The organism is Methylobacterium aquaticum (assembly GCF_001043915.1).
Classification (GTDB): domain Bacteria; phylum Pseudomonadota; class Alphaproteobacteria; order Rhizobiales; family Beijerinckiaceae; genus Methylobacterium; species Methylobacterium aquaticum.
The window spans coordinates 1-16,994 of sequence record NZ_LABX01000074.1 but is presented as its reverse complement, the minus strand read 5'-3'; the positions used below and the strand labels follow the sequence as shown (position 1 = coordinate 16,994).

Annotated in this window: 12 protein-coding genes, 7 pseudogenes and 1 other annotated feature; of the genes and pseudogenes, 15 read left to right on the top strand and 4 right to left on the bottom strand. The window is 53.3% G+C overall.

Features of this window, described 5'->3' with window-relative positions; all coding sequences use genetic code 11:
• Nucleotides 1-569 precede the first annotated feature (569 nt).
• From parA to VP06_RS10605, 3 genes are read left to right on the top strand one after another with little or no spacing between them, the layout of a single operon-like run.
• A complete protein-coding gene (parA, locus tag VP06_RS10615; RefSeq protein ID WP_048463739.1) occupies nt 570-1,232 on the top strand; it encodes a ParA family partition ATPase in 663 nt (220 codons plus the stop codon).
• The gene (locus VP06_RS10610) at nt 1,229-1,534 is read left to right on the top strand and encodes a hypothetical protein (RefSeq protein WP_048463738.1); all 306 of its coding nucleotides are present in this window, start codon (nt 1,229-1,231) and stop codon (nt 1,532-1,534) included. Before parA ends, VP06_RS10610 begins: the two co-directional genes overlap by 4 nt.
• A gap of 48 nt (nt 1,535-1,582) precedes the next feature.
• Nucleotides 1,583-2,827, top strand: coding sequence for a replication initiator protein A (locus tag VP06_RS10605; protein WP_063928373.1), 1,245 nt, complete (start codon nt 1,583-1,585; stop codon nt 2,825-2,827).
• Nucleotides 2,828-3,672: 845 nt separating this feature from the next.
• Here the strand turns inward: VP06_RS10605 and VP06_RS10600 are convergent.
• Nucleotides 3,673-3,942 (bottom strand): DUF1810 family protein, encoded by a 270-nt coding sequence (locus tag VP06_RS10600; protein ID WP_425350902.1) that lies wholly within the window; start codon nt 3,940-3,942, stop codon nt 3,673-3,675.
• Here VP06_RS10600 and VP06_RS38060 point away from each other — a divergent pair.
• A pseudogene (locus VP06_RS38060) lies at nt 3,917-4,048 on the top strand (IS3 family transposase); the annotation flags it as partial. The gene VP06_RS10600 and the pseudogene VP06_RS38060 overlap by 26 nt on opposite strands.
• A 312-nt stretch (nt 4,049-4,360) precedes the next feature.
• Nucleotides 4,361-4,479 (top strand): annotated as a pseudogene (locus VP06_RS37135) (IS3 family transposase); the annotation flags it as partial.
• Nucleotides 4,480-4,593: 114 nt separating this feature from the next.
• Here VP06_RS37135 and VP06_RS36215 read toward each other — a convergent pair.
• From VP06_RS36215 to VP06_RS34790, 3 genes and pseudogenes are all read right to left on the bottom strand, one after another.
• On the bottom strand, nt 4,594-5,319 hold the full coding sequence (locus VP06_RS36215; protein WP_156295541.1) for a hypothetical protein: 726 nt from the start codon (nt 5,317-5,319) through the stop codon (nt 4,594-4,596).
• Between the two features lie 864 nt (nt 5,320-6,183).
• A protein-coding gene (locus tag VP06_RS10595) for an IS3 family transposase (protein ID WP_156295540.1) occupies nt 6,184-7,412 on the bottom strand; the annotation gives its coding sequence in 2 pieces (ribosomal slippage) (nt 6,184-7,124 and nt 7,124-7,412; 1,230 coding nt in all).
• Nucleotides 7,015-7,131 (bottom strand) — a sequence feature (AL1L pseudoknot). (Overlaps the previous gene by 117 nt.)
• Nucleotides 7,413-7,462: 50 nt before the next feature.
• Nucleotides 7,463-7,594, bottom strand: a pseudogene (locus VP06_RS34790) (transposase); the annotation flags it as partial.
• 353 nt (nt 7,595-7,947) lie between these two features.
• Here VP06_RS34790 and VP06_RS34785 point away from each other — a divergent pair.
• From VP06_RS34785 to VP06_RS34775, 10 genes and pseudogenes are all read left to right on the top strand, one after another.
• On the top strand, nt 7,948-9,051 hold the full coding sequence (locus VP06_RS34785; RefSeq protein WP_082167324.1) for an exostosin domain-containing protein: 1,104 nt from the start codon (nt 7,948-7,950) through the stop codon (nt 9,049-9,051).
• 475 nt (nt 9,052-9,526) lie between these two features.
• Nucleotides 9,527-9,724, top strand: coding sequence for a hypothetical protein (locus tag VP06_RS10585; RefSeq protein ID WP_048463734.1), 198 nt, complete (start codon nt 9,527-9,529; stop codon nt 9,722-9,724).
• 407 nt (nt 9,725-10,131) lie between these two features.
• A pseudogene (locus tag VP06_RS38055) lies at nt 10,132-10,290 on the top strand (Tn3 family transposase); the annotation flags it as partial.
• A 31-nt stretch (nt 10,291-10,321) separates the two neighbouring features.
• Nucleotides 10,322-10,462, top strand: a pseudogene (locus VP06_RS38050) (IS66 family transposase); the annotation flags it as partial.
• Between the two features lie 200 nt (nt 10,463-10,662).
• The gene (locus VP06_RS36205; protein WP_156295537.1) at nt 10,663-11,556 is read left to right on the top strand and encodes a hypothetical protein; all 894 of its coding nucleotides are present in this window, start codon (nt 10,663-10,665) and stop codon (nt 11,554-11,556) included.
• 10 nt (nt 11,557-11,566) lie between these two features.
• Nucleotides 11,567-12,604, top strand: coding sequence for a glycosyltransferase family protein (locus VP06_RS36200; RefSeq protein ID WP_156295536.1), 1,038 nt, complete (start codon nt 11,567-11,569; stop codon nt 12,602-12,604).
• 37 nt (nt 12,605-12,641) lie between these two features.
• The gene (locus VP06_RS36195; RefSeq protein ID WP_156295535.1) at nt 12,642-15,074 is read left to right on the top strand and encodes a glycosyltransferase family protein; all 2,433 of its coding nucleotides are present in this window, start codon (nt 12,642-12,644) and stop codon (nt 15,072-15,074) included.
• Between the two features lie 40 nt (nt 15,075-15,114).
• Nucleotides 15,115-15,981, top strand: a complete 867-nt coding sequence (locus VP06_RS34780; protein ID WP_197093179.1) for an FkbM family methyltransferase — start codon at nt 15,115-15,117, stop codon at nt 15,979-15,981.
• A 66-nt stretch (nt 15,982-16,047) separates the two neighbouring features.
• Nucleotides 16,048-16,650, top strand: a pseudogene (locus tag VP06_RS10575) (IS701 family transposase); the annotation flags it as partial.
• Between the two features lie 66 nt (nt 16,651-16,716).
• Nucleotides 16,717-16,994 (top strand): annotated as a pseudogene (locus VP06_RS34775) (IS481 family transposase); the annotation flags it as partial.

Below are 16,994 nucleotides of genomic sequence, written 5' to 3'. Positions count from 1 at the left end.
GAGTTTGCGACAAGCCTATCCGTCGGGCTTTTGTGCGTGTGCCGCGGCGGCGGGCGCGGTGCCCACGCCCGCCGCGTCCCGGCCTCGTTGGCTGGGACCAGGACCCGTACGTTCCGCCCTGGGCGTGACTGAAGGGGCCGGACCCAAGAAATCCGCTTTTACGATTTTCCGTGTGACAGGACCTGTCAGAACCGGCAGGCACGAACCGGCATAGAAGGCCAGAGACAGGTGGCTCCGGTTCATCCCCGGACGACGCTGATGCGGAACCAGGCCCCACGGGTACGGCCTCCGGCTCCCAGAGGGATCCTGCTTCGGTGCGTCAGCGCGATGGTGATCCCTTTCCGTGCGCCGCCTTGAGGGCGGCGCTACCTCATGCCGAACACGTAATCACAGAAATACGATTTTGCGGTTATGTGGCTTTACAGAAATGTGCCCCAATGGACACAGGGCTGGCACGGAGCGTTAACGAAGCGTTGGCAAGCTCGTGCTTCTGTGAAATCGTGAACCCAGAAAGCCGGGTTTGCGGAAAATCGTAAATCCGACGATACGCAAATCCAGAAAGGCGGCGCATGATCATCGGGGTGCTCAACCAGAAAGGCGGGGTCGGCAAAACGACCATCGCCACCAACCTGGCGGCGGTCATCGCCAAGGCCGGCTACCGTGTGCTGCTGGTCGACGCTGACCCGCAAGGCAGCTCGATGGCTTGGTCGTCCGTGCGCGAGGCCGAGCCGCTGTTCCCAGTGATCAGCATGGCCAAGCCGACCCTGCACCGCGACCTGCCGGAGATCGCCGCCGATTACGATGTGGTGATCGTCGACGGCGCCCCCCGCGTGAACGACCTCGGTCGCGCTGCGATCCTCGCCAGCGACATCGTGTTGATGCCGGTGCAGCCGTCGCCGTATGACGTCTGGGCCTCGGCCGACACCGTGCAGCTGGTCAAGGAAGCCCAGCAGTTTAAGGAAAACATCAAACCTGTATTTGTGGTGAACCGCAAAATCGTAAATACGGCGATCGGGCGCGACGTACGTAACGCTTTGTCCCAGTTTGATTTTCCGATCCTGCCGGTGGAGATCTGCCAGCGGGTCGGCTTCGCCGAGAGCGCCAGCCAAGGCCTCGCCGTGATCGAGACCGATCCCAAGAGCGATGCCGCGCAGGAGATCAGCCAGCTGGCCGCCCAGCTCGTCGACATGAAAGCCAAACCCAAGACCAAGAAGGAAAGGAAGGCTGCATGAGCAAGGGAGCCAAACAGGTTTCATTCAAGGTGCCCGGGCCCAAGCTGGCACAGGCTGCGGATGCCTGGATCGCCAATCGTGGTGCCGAACCGGCCGCCACGGATCGGGAGGAGGGGGCCGTAACGACCCTGAAGGCCGTCGAGGCGGTGCCGGCGCCGGCACCGAAGGAGAAGATGTCCCGCTTCACCATCGACGTGCCGGAGAGCCTGCACCGCCGGGTGAAGATGCAGTGCGCCGCCCGTGGCCGGAAGATGGCCGACATGATGCGCGAACTGCTCGAGCGCGAGTTCCCAGCGTCGTAAATCCGCTGAACCAGAAATACGCTTTTACGATTTACCGGAATTCCAGCCGTGAGTGATGCGATCCGCCTTGAGCTGATGCCCCTCGACCAGTTCGGGACCTTGGGGCTGCACGAGAAGAACGCCTACCTACAGGAGCTGGCGGACCGGTTCTGCGGTGCCACGGGTCGGCCGACCCTCGAACTGACCAAGGACGCACTCAGCCGCCTCCGGCGGTTCTACAGCCGGCGCAGCCTGGCCGACCTCAAGGTCTCACCGGAGCCGACCAACGCCCTCGAGCAGGCCCTCAGGGACCTGGGCGAGGCGGTCAAGCTCAACGAGCGCCGCCCGGACATCGTCGGCGCCCTGAAATCCGAGTTGCCGGCGCCGGTGCTACGCGAGTCCCCGGAGGACGACTCCCAGCTCTCGTTCTTCGTGCCGAGCATCTACGACGCCCCGCTCAAGGACGACGTCAACCTGATGGACGTGGCGCCGTTCTCGCTCGGCAAGACCAAGCGGGGAGGGGAGATCCGCTACGAGCTGAAGGACTGCATCATCACGATCGACGGCAGTGCCTCGGCCGGCCTCGCGACGGTGTTCGACTACGACATTTTCCTACACATGGTCACGAGCCTGGCCGAGGAGGCGCGTCGCTACCGCCTTAGCCAGGAGAAAGGCCTGCGCACCGATGCACCAGCGCGCGTCTACCGTCCTAGCTCATCCCACATCCTGAAGTTCTGCCGACGCAGTTCCGGCGGCAAGCAGTACAAGGATCTGGAAGCCGCTCTGGACCGCCTGCAGGGTACCCGAATCAAGATCGTCAACCTGACCGGCGGGAGCCGCCGCGAAGTGGTGGCGATGCCGCTGATCCAGACGTTCAAGATAATCAGCAAGACCACCACTGGTAACATTGATCAGGTTGAGATAGGCGTGCCGGATTGGGTCTATAACGGCGTGGTTCGGGAAAAGGGCAACCCACAGATCCTGACACTTAATCCCGAGTATTTTCTGATCACGCAGGGCATCGGCCGCTTCATCTACCGGCTGGCCCGCCGCGCGGCCGGCAAAACCGGACTCGCCCGGTATGGGCTGAAGGAACTTCATAAGCGCAGCGGCTCAATGCAAAGCCTGCCCCAGTTCGCTTATCAGGTGCGCAAGTTCGTCGAGAGCACGCGGGTTTTCCCGTTCCCCGACTACGACCTGGAGCTGGTTGAAGGGAAGCGCGAGGAGATCCTCGTCATGCGCGAACGCAAGCCTGACGCGGCTAATGTTCCGTTAGGCAGTGGTGCCGGCGCACCCGAGCTGCCGTTGGCCTGACCGCCTTTTTGTCAGCCGTTTTTGTCAAAGCCGTACATCGCCGATGGCTGAGCCATGGGGGCAAAAGCCTCGGCAGGCCTGTGGAAAACTTTTGTCAAAGCCGTACATCGCCGATCCAAAACCGTACATCACCGATGACAAGCCGTACATCACCGATGACAAGCCGTACATCACCGATCGGCAGGCCGTACATCACCAATTTTTTAACCGCTAAGCCGTTGATTAGAAGTGCGTATTTTTGTCGGCGCAGTGCACCGAAAATCCTAAAACTTATTAAAACTTAGAAAACTATCTAAAACCTGGCGCATGTGCCAAACAACAGGCTTGTGCTGTTAAGAGTTTCGGTGCAGCCAGACTCACCGAATCGGATTTGTCGAAAACTGGACTGAGGGTTATGCAACGGAGAACCCGCCCCTTTTTGGCTTCGCCAAAAACTCGCTCTCCACCCAACAAGGAAGCCGCCTGTGGCGGCTCACATTGGTAAAGGCCGCCTCCGGCGGCCTATTCTTGCTACCGGGAGTGGGGGTGGCAGATCCACCAGCGTGGTCTCAGGAAGGGTTTTGATCGCTCCAACTGACAGAGCGAGGTCAGAGCCACAAAAGGCCACCTACGGGCTTCCTGAGAGGTTTTGTCCGCGCTTTGCACGGACGGGATGATGCGGCCGCTATGCGACAGCGAATCCAAACCCTAGAGCGTGGGGCGCTGGACCCCTGAACTTGCCGGCTGCACCGCTCGAGGTGATGGCTGACCGCCGCCGGAGCGCATTCCACCCTACTTCAATACCCGCAGAATCGTATTTCTGTAAAATTTGTTTTCTGCATTTCCGCTTTTGTGGTAGTGGATCGTCAGAATCCGAGCTTTTCCAGCGTGCGCGGGTCTTTCTGACCGTCAAAATACCGTGCCAGCGCTTCGCGGAACGCTGGTTCGGTCGGGTCGACGCGCCCGAACAGGGTCATGGTCGAGCGGAATTTCACGTCATCGGGTGACCCAAACACCTGGTTGGCGGTCCGCCCCGTCACCTTATTGGCCGCCGCCGTGCAGGCCAGGAGCCGCGGCCCGAGGACGGGGTGCTGCAGGTAGGACCGTGCCTCCTTCGAGGCGGTCGAGTATGCCACCCTGGAGTGGGTCGACTGGTACAACCACCGTCGCCTCCTCGCGCCCATCGGCAACGTCCCTCCCGCCGAGGCCGAAGCGCGCTATCGTACCCCTGTCCAGGGTGCGTGGCTGGCCCAGGTGGTGAGCGGCTTCTTCAACTACCACGCGGTGCCGACCAACGCTCGTGCACTCAGCGCGTTCCGCGACAGGGTGGTGGACCTCTGGAGGCGTTCGCTCCGGCGGCGCTCCCAGCGCGACTTCACCACCTGGGAGCGGATGAGGAAGCTCGCCAGCGACTGGTTGCCGAGACCGCGTATCCTCCATCCATGGCCCAGTGAACGCTTCGCCGTCAAACACCCGAGGTGGGAGCCGAGTGCCCGAATGGGGCCCGCTCGGTTCTGTGCGGGGGGCGCTCAGAAATGAGCGTCCCTACCGCGATCCCGGGATGAGGCCTGGCGCGACCTGCTCGCCACATCGAGGGCTACTACAATCGACAGCGCCTCCACTCGGCGCTCGGCTATATCACGCCCGAGCAGGCCGAGCGGAACGCAGGCTAACCTCCATGTCCGTGAAAACGGGAGAGGACCAGTTCTCTGCCTCGCTTCCACTCTGCTCTAGATCAAGTGACAATAGGCCCTAGGCGGGCGTTTTCCGCTATTTGTATCGATTTATCACAGCCGCGACTTCAGACCTCGGATCACCGCCCTGATTTGAGGCTCGCTGGCCTGCGGGCCGATGCGGACCACCGTACCACCGACCTCGAGCTCGATCCCAGTGTAGTCCGCGGACCGTTCAGGCGGCTGCGTCGGTGCCGCCGTCGATAGAAGAGTGGACGGAACCAGCGCTGTTGATGTAAATTTTTTTGCGTTAGCAAAGCTATGCTCTGTCGAAATGATAGATCTGATACGATCCACATTATAGTCAGCATCTAAAAATTCGAACATACTAACCATTTTTTCCGATAAAAATGTAATATCTTTATAATCAATCTCAAATATAGGTAAGTTTGAAGACCTCATTTTTTCATAAAAATCAATAACGTGCTCTGAAAAATAATCGTATCCCTTCTCTTGTGTACCAAAACCAGCTCGTACCTGCGACTCATAGATTTCATGTAAATCTCTGGTAAGAAAAATAAATTTTACGTCTTTAAATATTAGATTTATAAATTCCAGATAATCATGCAAATATTTTCCGTGCAAGTATGGGCTTGTCCAGCGAATTTCTTTGAATCCTGCAGTTTTTATGCCTCTAGGAAATCTGAATTGGTTAATAACGATCTTTCGACTATCGTTTATAAATTGATCTAAATCAAATATATCACTGCCGTACCAGGGATGGATAGACGATGTTCCTTTTTCGATTGTACTACATGTTAATAGAGAGTAATAAGACATGTATAGTCCAAAAAGAAAATTGTCATTTTCACCGCGAATGCAATATCCATCTATTCCATTGAGAATTCCCTGTAGCAGAGTAGATCCAGATCGCCCAACAGTGCAAATTATAACATAATTCATTGATAGCCTCACATCTTGCGGACTCGGAAGCTCGCTTTGTTATGTTATGATGTTATATTTTTGTGCAAATCATAAATTTCCATCACACAAGCATAATTTATAAGAGTCGATGCGCGTTGACAGCAATCTAGTAACAAACATGTGGCTTCCCTACAGTGGTTTATTCAATTGCAAATACTTATTATACGTCAAAATGCTTTTGCAAAAGCTAGCGTTGAGCATGTTAGTAACAACAGCATTTTGTCGTACGTCCATTTAGCATACCCCATAATCCTCGGCAAAAATGTGTTATTTTAGCAACAACAAGATGAAATTTGGATTGGGCTCGATCAGCATTAAGCGCTTCTTGGCTTAGAGCATTTTCCGTTTAGTTAGAAATGGCAAAGCTTTGGGTTCAGTCTGCATCGTAGCCGGCTGCTACAATGATGCGGCGGCACTCGCGTGTCTTGAAGCAGGGCAAGATGTCAAACGGCGTCCAAACGAGGTTCATCCGCACTTTCGGTGCTGGTGGAGGGGATTGGGCGTTGATGCGCATGGCAGCCGTTGGGGCAGCACGATGCCGATCTCGAACCCGTCGATCCCGTCGGTCCCGGACGGCCTTCACGTCGATAATCTGACGCTGAACACGGCTGGGCTGCTGATCACCGCCTACACCACCGCGACCCAGGCAACCTGTCCGAGGTGCGGACAATCCTCGGGCGGTGAACCGCTCCGGGTTTTTCGGAGGCTGATTGGCTTGGGTCAGGCGGCCATGGCTTGGTCGCCGGCGTGGGTATGATAGCGCGCTTCGGCCTCGGCGGGAGGGACGTTGCCGATGGGCGCGAGGAGGCGACGGTGGTTGTACCAGTCGACCCATTCCAGGGTGGCGTACTCGACCGCCTCGAAGGAGCGCCATGGTCCTCGCCGGTGGATGACCTCCGCCTTGAACAAGCCGTTGATCGTCTCCGCCAAGGCGTTGTCGTAAGAGTCGCCGACGCTGCCGACCGACGGCTCGATGCCCGCACCGACCAGGCGTTCTGTGTACCGTAGAGCCAAGTATTGCGAGCCGCGGTCCGAGTGGTGCACCAGACCGCTGCCCTGGACGGGACGGCGCTCGTGCAGGGCCTGCTCCAGAGCATCCAGAACGAAGCTTGCATGAGCACTGCGTGAGGCCCGCCAGCCGACGATGCACCGGGCAAACACATCGATGACGAAGGCCACATAGACGAAGCCCGACCACGTCGCCACGTACGTAAAGTCGCTGACCCACAGGGCGTTCGGCCGTGGAGCCTTGAACTGACGGTTGACGCGGTCGAGCGGGCAGGCTGCGGCTGGGTCGGGGATCGTGGTGCGCACAGTCCTGCCACGCACCACCCCCGCCAAGCCCAATCGGCGCATCAGCCGCGCCACCGTGCATCGAGCAGTCACGATCCCTTCCCGGGCCAATTCCCGCCAGATCTTGCGCACGCCGTAGACGCAGAAGTTCGCCTCGAACACGCGCTTTATCTCGATCATCAACGCCGCGTCGCTGCGAGCACGAACCGGTTGCTTGTCCGGGTCGGCACGTCGGGCGGCATGCACGTAGTAGGTTGACGGGGCGATCGGCAATACCCTGCAGATCGGCTCGACCCCGTAGGCGGCTCGATGATCGTCGATGAAGCTGATCATGGCCGAGACCGGCGGTCGAGCTCCGCCATGGCAAAATACGCCGACGCCTTGCGCAGGATCTCGTTGGCCTGGCGCAACTCGCGGTTCTCTCGCTCGAGCGCCTTGATCCGCTCACGCTCGTCCGTCGTCTGACCGGGTCGCACACCTTGATCACGCTCGGACTGGCGCACCCAGTTCCTCAGCGTCTCGCCCGAGCAGCCGATCTTGGCCGCAATCGACTGGATCGCAGACCACTGCGAGCCGTGCTCGCCCTCGTGGTCGCGCGCCATGCGAACCGCGCGTTCGCGCACCTCAGGGGAAAACGGGGCTGTTCGCTTCGTCATGGCTCCATCCTCTCAGAAGTTGGAGCCTCCGGGAAACCCGGAGCGGTTCAGCGCTCCATCAACTGACGTTCGGAGCGGACGGAGTCGAACGCCTGGAGCAGCATGGCGCGCAGAAGTTGCTCGGGCGGGATCAAGGGGCGGCCGAGCCGCAGCACCGGCTCGATCAGCTCCTGCTTGCTCAAACGCTCAAAATCGCTACGGCTTCATCTCACAAGGGAGTCAGCGAAATCGGCTCTTAGCAAGAGGCGCCGCGAGCACCCCCACTTCAGCCGCTCGCCTGCGGCGCGGTGGGACCGAAATCACCACTCTGGATAATTATGCTGAGGACGAAGCCGCCATTTGCACTGTCGTCGACACGGCACGCTTGACTGACGCCAGTCCCTTCAGCACCACCCTCAAGACCGTGCGCGCCTAAACTACACCATCAGGGGCGTGGGTAATCACGTGGTCTGGAGCGGTGGCAAACTCTCAGGGGTGTGAGATGTCGCGGCTCGTGCTAGACGGCTGAAATCGTTTAGATTGGAACTGAAAGACCATGGACCTGCATACCAACTGCCGCATTCTCGCTTTGCCGGATTCGTGTAACAGTCAAATCTTTGCGTCTTATGCACCATCAAGAGACCCTCTGGGTAACCAAGTCAGTCACTATCTATGGAACACTGATCAATTTTGCATTGAAGCAATTGCGCATGGAGCATATCATAATTCTTATGAATATATTAAGTTGTCCCAACTTTCTGAGTTTGCTGGCATCGCAATTGTCCCACTGTATTATTCGCTTGCCATACATATAAATACAGGCAATCCACATGAGCAGTATAGTTACATTTCAATTCTCGCCAATAGCTACCCGCACATTCAGTTCGTTCTGGTATTTGGCGCTATCGGGCGTTCGTTGATCCACATGGGTGTAAAAATCCCATCAAATATTACAATTTTGAGTCTCGAGTCGGAGTATGACAGTCATGCACATTCTAGTATTCCGTATCCGTCGAGCTATCACTCGCTAGAGAATATACCCCTACGCCGCCCATCTGAGCGTTCCCATCGGTTGTGCATGGTCGGAAATTTTCGTCCAGGATTACGGGGCGGAATCATGCATCAGCTCACAAATCAATTTGTTGATGAAAATAATGTCGTCGTTGGAATAGATACAGAGCATTACCCTTGGCTGCCGTCCGTAAAAAGTCTCGAAACGGCTGACGCAGTCCGCCTCAATAGCCGATACTCTCTGGAGCCGCCGGGAGATTCACCTTCTCGTAAAGGTATTTTCGACGCGATTGCGGCTGGATGCGTCCCAGTCTTATTCAGTCCCCATTCCTATCGGCTACCGTTCAGCAGCGAAATCGACTGGTCGTCCTTCTCATTGGACGTGTATATGCATGGCGTTGAGTTCGTATCACCTATTGATGGTCAGCATTATTCAAAGATATCTGATCTTCTAGACGCCATACCATTGGATATTATTGAACAGAAGTACGAGAATTTGCTCAATGTGAGAAGCAAGTTCTCATATAAGGATCACGCCTGGGCTATGATTGAGCGTTGTTACCTTGACCGCATCCTGAGCAAGGCCGCTGAGAGCCAGACACGGCGCCTGGAAGCAGCCGCAACACGGGCGGAAATTCACGCGGGTTGACCTCTGCAGAACGACCTGCCGGGTGCAGGAAAACCGCATGCCTGGATCTGTGAGTGCGCAGCCGAATAGCCGAGCTACTCGACCACAACCGCTTTGCGCATGCAAATAAATGTGATGATCAACCCCGCAATCTCATAAAACAAGGAGTTCAAAAATGTACAGTACATTCGATAATTTTTTCAGCAGAGATACATGATATACATATAATGCGCTTGAAGAAAAGAGTTTTCTTCAAGCATTACACTAAATCGTCAATCATCCAGATTTTAAAGCTGACCATATAGCTGATTATAAAAGAATTAAAATTAGCTTGATCGTAAAAATATAGAAGAAACATACAGTAAGTCTATCAAATAACTCAGAGATGCGGCGTGGGCTGTGAGAAAATATCTTGAATAGACAAATAATAGGACATATTTCTAGCATACATGAGTAAAACCCCAGCCTCTCGGCAGGGCGAGGTGATCGTGGGGCCATGACGCGTCTCCTGTGCGAGACGCGGGTCGTGTTGCCGGCGGCCTCCACGCTGGAGTGCATCGCGCTCGCGGCCCGGGCGCAAGCACGCCGCCAAGCCTTCGCCAGCCTGATCCGCGACCTCGGACCGGACCAGGCCCAGCGGCTGGACGATCTCCTGTCCGCCGGATCCAGTCCGGGCCGCACAGCCCTGACCTGAGTGCGGGAGTGGCCGGAGGCGCCCGGCGCCGCCAACCTGAAGGCGGTGCTGGAGCGATTGGCGCATGTCCCCGCATCGGCCTGGAGCCGAACCGGGGCCGACGCATCCACCGCGCCCGCTACGGCGTGATCGCACGCGAGGCCGCGATCATGAGCGCCGAGCACCTCTCCCGGCTCGAGCGCCGCCGGCTGGCGACGCTCTGCGCCTTCGCGCTGGACATGGAGGTGCTCTTCACCGACGCGGCCGTGGCGATGGTCGAGAAGATGGTGGGATCTCTGTTCCTCCGCGCCGAGCGTTCCCGCTCCGAACGGCTGATGGACGACACCAGGCTCCTGAAGGAGACGGCGCGCCTTCATGCCCGTCTCGGCCGGGCGTTGTTAGACGTCCGCTGGGCCGAGGGCGACGTCCTGAGCCTCGTCGCCTCGGCCATCATCCTGTGGAACACCGTCTATCTCGGCCGCGCCGTCGACCATCTCCGCCACCAGGGCGCCGAGGTTCCAGAACGGCTGCTCGCCCACGTCCCCCCGCTCGGCTGGGAGCACGTCAGCCTCACCGGCGACTATCTCTGAGGCGACATCGATACGCCGCGGGAGCGGTTCAGGCCAGCAGGGGCACGGCGAGCGCCAGCAGACGTGCCTGGCGTACCTCGCCCGCGACGTGGCCTACGCGGTCGAAGCCAGCAACGACCTGCTCGCCCTGTGGCTTCAGTGGTGGCTCGACAACGCCTTCGGGCTCGCCCGCCTTGGTATACTTATTAGTCAAACAAGATAGCCTCCAAAACGATCTGAGCTTGCAAGGATTGCGAGACAATGCGATACGCATTCAGCAGATATGGCAGTCGCGATTAGTGTCGGAGCGTTTTGCAACTGAACCACAAAGCGTCGGCAATATCAGCGGAAGGATTGAATATTTTTTAGAAATGAGAGGTGGAGCAGTCAATGTCAGGCACGAATCATGAGTCAAGTGCGGATTGCGATATAAGGTTATTTCTATCATATCTTATTGATATGGACATAAGCACTAATGATAATTACTTTCAAGAAGCGAAATTGGAGTATATAGATACATATAATGGAGGACATATCCGCGAGTTGATCTTATTTGATGAAGATTATTATTTATCTCAACGTGGGTCGAGAATTCATAATGAAATGACTCCTATTAGGGATTATTTCGAGAATGGAGTAAAACTAAGACTATCACCTCATCCAATTTTTGATATGGGGTATATTGACAGCGTAATACGGTCGCGCAATGCCAACTCAAATATCCAACTTGCGCCTGCGAGGGGTATCAGTGGCTCTCCGGTAAACCCATTCTCTTTTATCTTTAGTGACGAAGGCGGACTGGCATCACCAAATATGCTGTTCTCACCAATTTTATATGAAAAATGTGTCCAAGAGCATCAAGACCTTTTAGGATTTCAGATAGCGCGCAATGATGTTGGTCGCGTCAATCCGGTCGTCCACTACCTGAAAAACTGGAGTACTTTTTCAGAGAAGGGCGTACTGCGCATGTCGGAATACTTTGATCCTGACTTCTACTCGATGTCAGCACAGCGCTCAAGCGAGTCGATTGTCGATCCAATGACTCATTATTTCCGAAGCGCCACGCGTGACAGGCATGATTGCAATCCGAAGTTTCACGGCGGCTATTATAGGCATACATATAACATTCAAAAATTCGATGCACTTTCGCATTTTGTACGGTTCGGAGCGAAAAAAGGATTTGCTCCAAATCCATACGCGTTCGACGAGCTTGGTATCGCACCTTCTAACTTACCTGAAGATGTGATGGATGAGTTACTTCTTTCGTATGTCCGCTTGAAATAGAAAGTTCAAAGTGGTGCAGACATTACAAAACCTCAAGCTGCGCATCAACGGTCCGGCCGAAACACATCGTGCGCAGATGGACGATCGCTTCGACCGCGTGGCTCACGTATTCCATCTTGAGTGGCATGGCATCCGCAGTGCCACGTCGTGTCTACCAGGCCATAAAATCGGAATTTCTGCCGATCAAAATATAGATGGAGATATGGTACGGAGAATAATTGGATTTATATATGAACAAAAAATCAGTAAAATAGTATATCAAGGGTTTAGCAATAATGCAGAGGTGGTTGCGCGAGCTTTAAATAAAAATTTCGGAAAAAAAATAGATCAATATGTAGTTACACATGTGACAAGTACCCAGTTTGAGCATTATTATGAAATAATTCAACAAAAATCTATTTTGACCTGTCTCAGTGAGAAAGTATTTCATCGAATTGGAAGCGTCAAGCCAGATTTTCAACATGTAATTACGTCTTATTGGCCGGCTACGATTTTCAATGCGCCTCCAAGAATGATAGCATACCAGTTCACGGTACCTAAGAACGTTGGTACAGTGTTCGTTCCATTGGAAAATACATTGCGTAAAAATCTCTATACAAATATTATTGGCGCGCTCAACTCTAAGAATGTTAGTCTTGTGTTTACAGTAAATCAGCCATCGGGACTCGAATCGATCGTTGATACAAATAAATGCAAAGTAATAGGATATCAAAGAGGAAGCCAGCTCTACGATCGCATGGCAGAAGCTTCGCTCGTACTAAATTGTACCTTGGCAGAGTGCCAACCAATGACACAATTAGAAGCTCTGGCAGTTGGAACTCCTTGCTTGACAGGCAAGCTGGGCCTTGTAGAGCTTGAAGATCACCCATTTACTCAATTGACTGAGGTTAACATGATCGACTCCCCGGCCCCAATTACGACGGCGATCGATCGGATATTTTTCGAAATCAAAAATGACTATGAATGTTTCATCAAAATGATGAATAGTTATGTTGATCTTCGTACTATTCTGGCGCTCAACTCAATTGCAAAATTCGTCGATGTCTAAAAAATGAACGTCTTTAGTATTGTTTTAGGAGAATAAAATGTTACAGAATGCCAAACGTCGAAACGTCTGCTTGGTGACAAATGAGATTTATCCGTTTGCGCCAGGTGGTATTGGCAGACTTATTAGCAACTGGATTATTCAAAATAAAGAATTTGATCGTGTTAACCTACATTTACTATTACCAAAAGAGTTGAACAGCCGCGCCTCGGAAATTATTGAATATTGCGCAAAACATAATGTAGTCGCACATTTCTGCGAACCAAAATGTTTAACGAATACGGAATTTGGCGTTTTATTGAATCAGTCGCAGCATACAAATTGGGATTATTTGCAAGCCTATTACACATCATATATGTATTTTGCCAAGTTAAAAGAAATCGAAAGTCAAGAGGTGATATTTGATGTTATCGAGTTCCCTGACTACGGAGGCTGGGGCGCTGTCTCGATCGAGGCCAAGCGATCCGGAATAGCATTTCACGAAACTCAGATCGCGGTCAGATTGCACTCAACTTTTGGAATTATTGTTAAGCATGAGGAATTCTATCATCAAAGTTCAGGTTGGCATGCAGGCCTGGTTGATCTAGAACGACTCTCTCTTGATCACGCGGATATTATCATAGGGCATATTAAAGAAATTGCTCGTGAGAATATGGAGTTTTACCGACTTTCAGATCAATGGTTCAGGCAGGTTATTATTGAAACCCCGCCAATTTATGTTGATAACGACATTGAATACGAAGAATACATTAACTATCACACTGATGTGAGATTCGTTTTTTCATCGCGATTTCAACCATTTAAGCGGCCGGATCTGTTTATCAAGGCGTCGTGTCTATATTTTGAGCAGGAGGGGGAGGGCGAGGCACTGTTAATTTCTTATGGGTGGGATAAGAGCTATGTGGCTTGGCTCGAGTCCCTAATTCCGCCAAGCTTACGCGAAAAAATCCGGATCCTGACTAATCTTAGTCCTGACGAACGCCGGCAAATGCTGGTCGGTGCTACGGTTGTCATACCATCTGACTATGAGAGCTACTGTCTGTTCGCTTATGAAAGTGCCATGCAGGGCAATCGCGTTTTGCTTCGGCGGTCATGCAGCGCATTCGGCCGACACGAAGCATGGGTTGATGGTGAGAACTGCCTGATGTTCGGTGACTCGCCAGAGGATCTTGCGCTCGTCATGAAGCAGTCAGTTGCATGGCAGCCAACAACAAATCTCATCACTCAACCCGACGTACCCTATTGGAATGATTTGCCAGACGTTATACGCCACGTTACGTGTGGTATTTTTCCTAAATTGCATCTTTTAATATGCGACGTTGAGGATCATCAGGCTCTTGAAAGATGCCGTCAAGTCCTTAAGGAGCAAGAATTTGATACAGCAACAGTTTTATGTTCTTCATCGTTTATAAATCAAGCAGGCGCCCTGCAAGCCGAATTATCAAATGTACGTGTTATTGCTTCATCTTATGGCCGACTTCAAATGGATGAGATTTATGATATATTAGTTAAAATAAGCGAGGATGTTGCAGTTATCTTTTTCGCTACCGACATGCCGAACCGCTACTTTTGTCAAGCCGCTAAGGACATATTTAAGAAAAACCCATCGATAAGTGTTATTACCTCTCACGATATGATTATCGATAATAATGGTATTAAATCAATTCAGTTCTCGGCAGGCGAACAATCCTCGTGTATTCTCGCTGGCATGCCTGTAGTCGGACGTCTCGTCGCTGTGAGACGCGACGTCCTAATGCATCATAATTATGAATATGCAAGCTATTCATATGGATGGCAGGCTTTTTTTCAAAGTTTATTACAGAAACAAATTCAAATTTGTGTGATACCCGATACTCTAAATTATACAAACTTCTCTAGCAACGCAAGTAATATCAATATATATTATCCTACACAGTTAAATCGTAGTCTCAATTCATCGCGAGTATTTGTGTCGACCTATGGTTTACGGCTCGATCGAGCTGATTTCACAGACCGTTACAGGAATATAATTGTTCACGATGTTACCCCCACCACACCGATTGTCCGTGTCCACCCCGAAAAGCAAGAATGGTGGGGTGAGCAAGTCAGTTTTAACAACCAAGAGAAATATTGGCTCATTCACCCAATGGAATCGGACATCGTAGTCGCGCGCCTCCATCTTGACCGTAACTTGGGCTCGGCCGATGCCTTTTTCATAGATATCAGAAACAGTGGAGAAAATTCTGGCGTGCTCATGAACGTGATCGCGGCAGGACCAGGTCGTGCCCCGGCGAGTATCGTCGGCTGGGTGAAGCAGGCAGATCGCCGCTCACAACCCATCTTCATCCGATCTGGAGAAACGCGACGTATCTTCTGTTCGAAGGATGATTTGATCCTTACATCTGATCTTTACATTGTGTCTAGAGTTCCGCCTGGGTATTCATCTCAGAATTGTTGGGCAATGCTAGTGAGTTATGGCGGATTGTATTTGTAATTTGATCACAAACGTGTCAACAACGCAGAAAGGAAAGCAGATGTCACGCCAAATTGCAATCTCAAAACTGAATTTTGCTTCTCGCGAGATTATGATGGAGTCTGTTATTGACTCTTGGGGAGAGGATGATCCTATCGTTAAAATGTGCATCGATGGCACATTTGATGAAAACCAATCTCTCGCCATATGGTCTTACTTAGTACAAACAGCAAATGTTGGAGAACTTTTTCTAGACGTTGGGTCTTATAGTGGTCTTTTTTCTCTTCTCGGCGCGAAGCTAAATTCGATGCCACAGTTCGTGATGTTCGAAGCATCGCGAGTGACATATGGACGTGCCATCAGGAATTTAGTTTTGAATTCAATTGAGCAACATATTTGCGCTGCAAATTTTGCAGTCTGGTCAGAGGAAACTATTGTCGATCTTCCGCATAGATATGGTATATATTCGATGTGTCCGGGGGAGTCTGCAGAGTTCGACCCATCTCAAGCTGACCACGTAGAGCGCTCGCTCGCTATTCCGCTTGATATACTTCTGCGGATAGATCGGGATCTTCCTGGTAGCCTCGGCTCCAAAGCCTTAGGGGTGAAAGCTTTTTCGCGAATTGTAGCAATTAAAATTGATGTTGAGGGTGTCGAAGAAAAAGTATTGTCAGGAGCAATCCAAATTCTGAGAAATCAACGACCTATTATTATTTGTGAAATTTTAGATGATATCACAAAGGATAAAATCACTGAAACACTTACAAATTTTTCGTACTTAGTGCGCAAGATTGCTGACGAGAGAAACTTCTTACTCTTGCCGCTTGAACGTGTCGAACAGTTTGATAGAGAGTTCACAAAATGGTGTAATGAACAATTTCATGGAAAATACATGTCGGCCGAGCGGTTTATTACAATGACTGTCTAACACTACCTGGGCCCTTTGAGGCTGTTTCGTGCGTTTTCCTTCTGGCTGGAGCAGCAGGAGGCGGCCATGAGCGAGGATCGTATCGACGCGGTGGACCTGGACACGTGGCTGGCGCCGTACCTCACCGCGATGGGTCGCAAGACGCGTCGGCACTGGGCGCCGCTCTACCTGCGCGGCCTGCTCGGGCCAGGTGATCGCAAGAGCCTGCAGCCGATGGCCGAGCGCTTGGGGCTCTCCGGGCACGACCAACTCCAACACTTCATCGCCAGCCCGGCCTGGGACGACGCCCCGCTCTGGACCGAACTGGCCCGCCAGGCTGACGGGCTGCTGGGGGGACCCGACGTCCTCCTGGTGATCGACGACACCGCGCTGCCCAAACAGGGCACGCACTCGGTCGGGGTCGCCCGGCAGTACTGCGGTGTGCTGGGCAAGAAGGCCAACGGCCAGTCCCTCGTCTTGCTCACCCTGGCGCGCCACGAGGTCCCCCTGCCGCTCGGCCTGCGCCTGTTCCTGCCCGAGGAATGGACCAGCGACGTGGAGCGCTGCGCCCGCGCGGGCGTGCCCGAGACAGCCTGCAAGGCGCGCAGCAAAGGCGAGATCGCGCTGTGCGAACTCGATCGGCTGCGCGACAGCGGGGTCCGGTTCGGCACCGTCCTGGCCGATGCCGGCTAGGTGTGCAGTCCCGGAGTGTGATGGTGCATTATCGGCGCTGACGCGTCAGGCGGAGGATGCACTATGGCAGGAGTTCTTCACGGCTGCGCCCGCACGACGCCGCGTATTCGAGCCGAGCTCCAAGCGTCGAAAGAAAGTAGCCGCGCCCTTGCTGCCCAGTACGGACTGAACCCCAAGACAGTCGCGAAATGGCGCAAGCGTACGGTGACGACGGATGCACCGATGGGACCGAAGTCGCCGAGGAGCACGGTGCTGACACCGGCCGAAGAAGCGATTGTGGTTGAGTTCCGGCGGCGGACACTTCTGCCACTCGACGATGTTCTAGCCCGGATTATTCATGC

Bases quoted from the DNA above. Each gene is read 5' to 3' on its own strand.
- parA (WP_048463739.1), top strand. From the start codon at position 570: ATGATCATCGGGGTGCTCAACCAGAAAGGCGGGGTCGGCAAAACGACC.
- VP06_RS10610 (WP_048463738.1), top strand. From the start codon at position 1,229: ATGAGCAAGGGAGCCAAACAGGTTTCATTCAAGGTGCCCGGGCCCAAG.
- VP06_RS36215 (WP_156295541.1), bottom strand. From the start codon at position 5,319: ATGTCTTATTACTCTCTATTAACATGTAGTACAATCGAAAAAGGAACA.
- VP06_RS34785 (WP_082167324.1), top strand. From the start codon at position 7,948: ATGGACCTGCATACCAACTGCCGCATTCTCGCTTTGCCGGATTCGTGT.
- VP06_RS10585 (WP_048463734.1), top strand. From the start codon at position 9,527: ATGACGCGTCTCCTGTGCGAGACGCGGGTCGTGTTGCCGGCGGCCTCC.
- VP06_RS36205 (WP_156295537.1), top strand. From the start codon at position 10,663: ATGTCAGGCACGAATCATGAGTCAAGTGCGGATTGCGATATAAGGTTA.
- VP06_RS36195 (WP_156295535.1), top strand. From the start codon at position 12,642: ATGTTACAGAATGCCAAACGTCGAAACGTCTGCTTGGTGACAAATGAG.
- VP06_RS34780 (WP_197093179.1), top strand. From the start codon at position 15,115: ATGTCACGCCAAATTGCAATCTCAAAACTGAATTTTGCTTCTCGCGAG.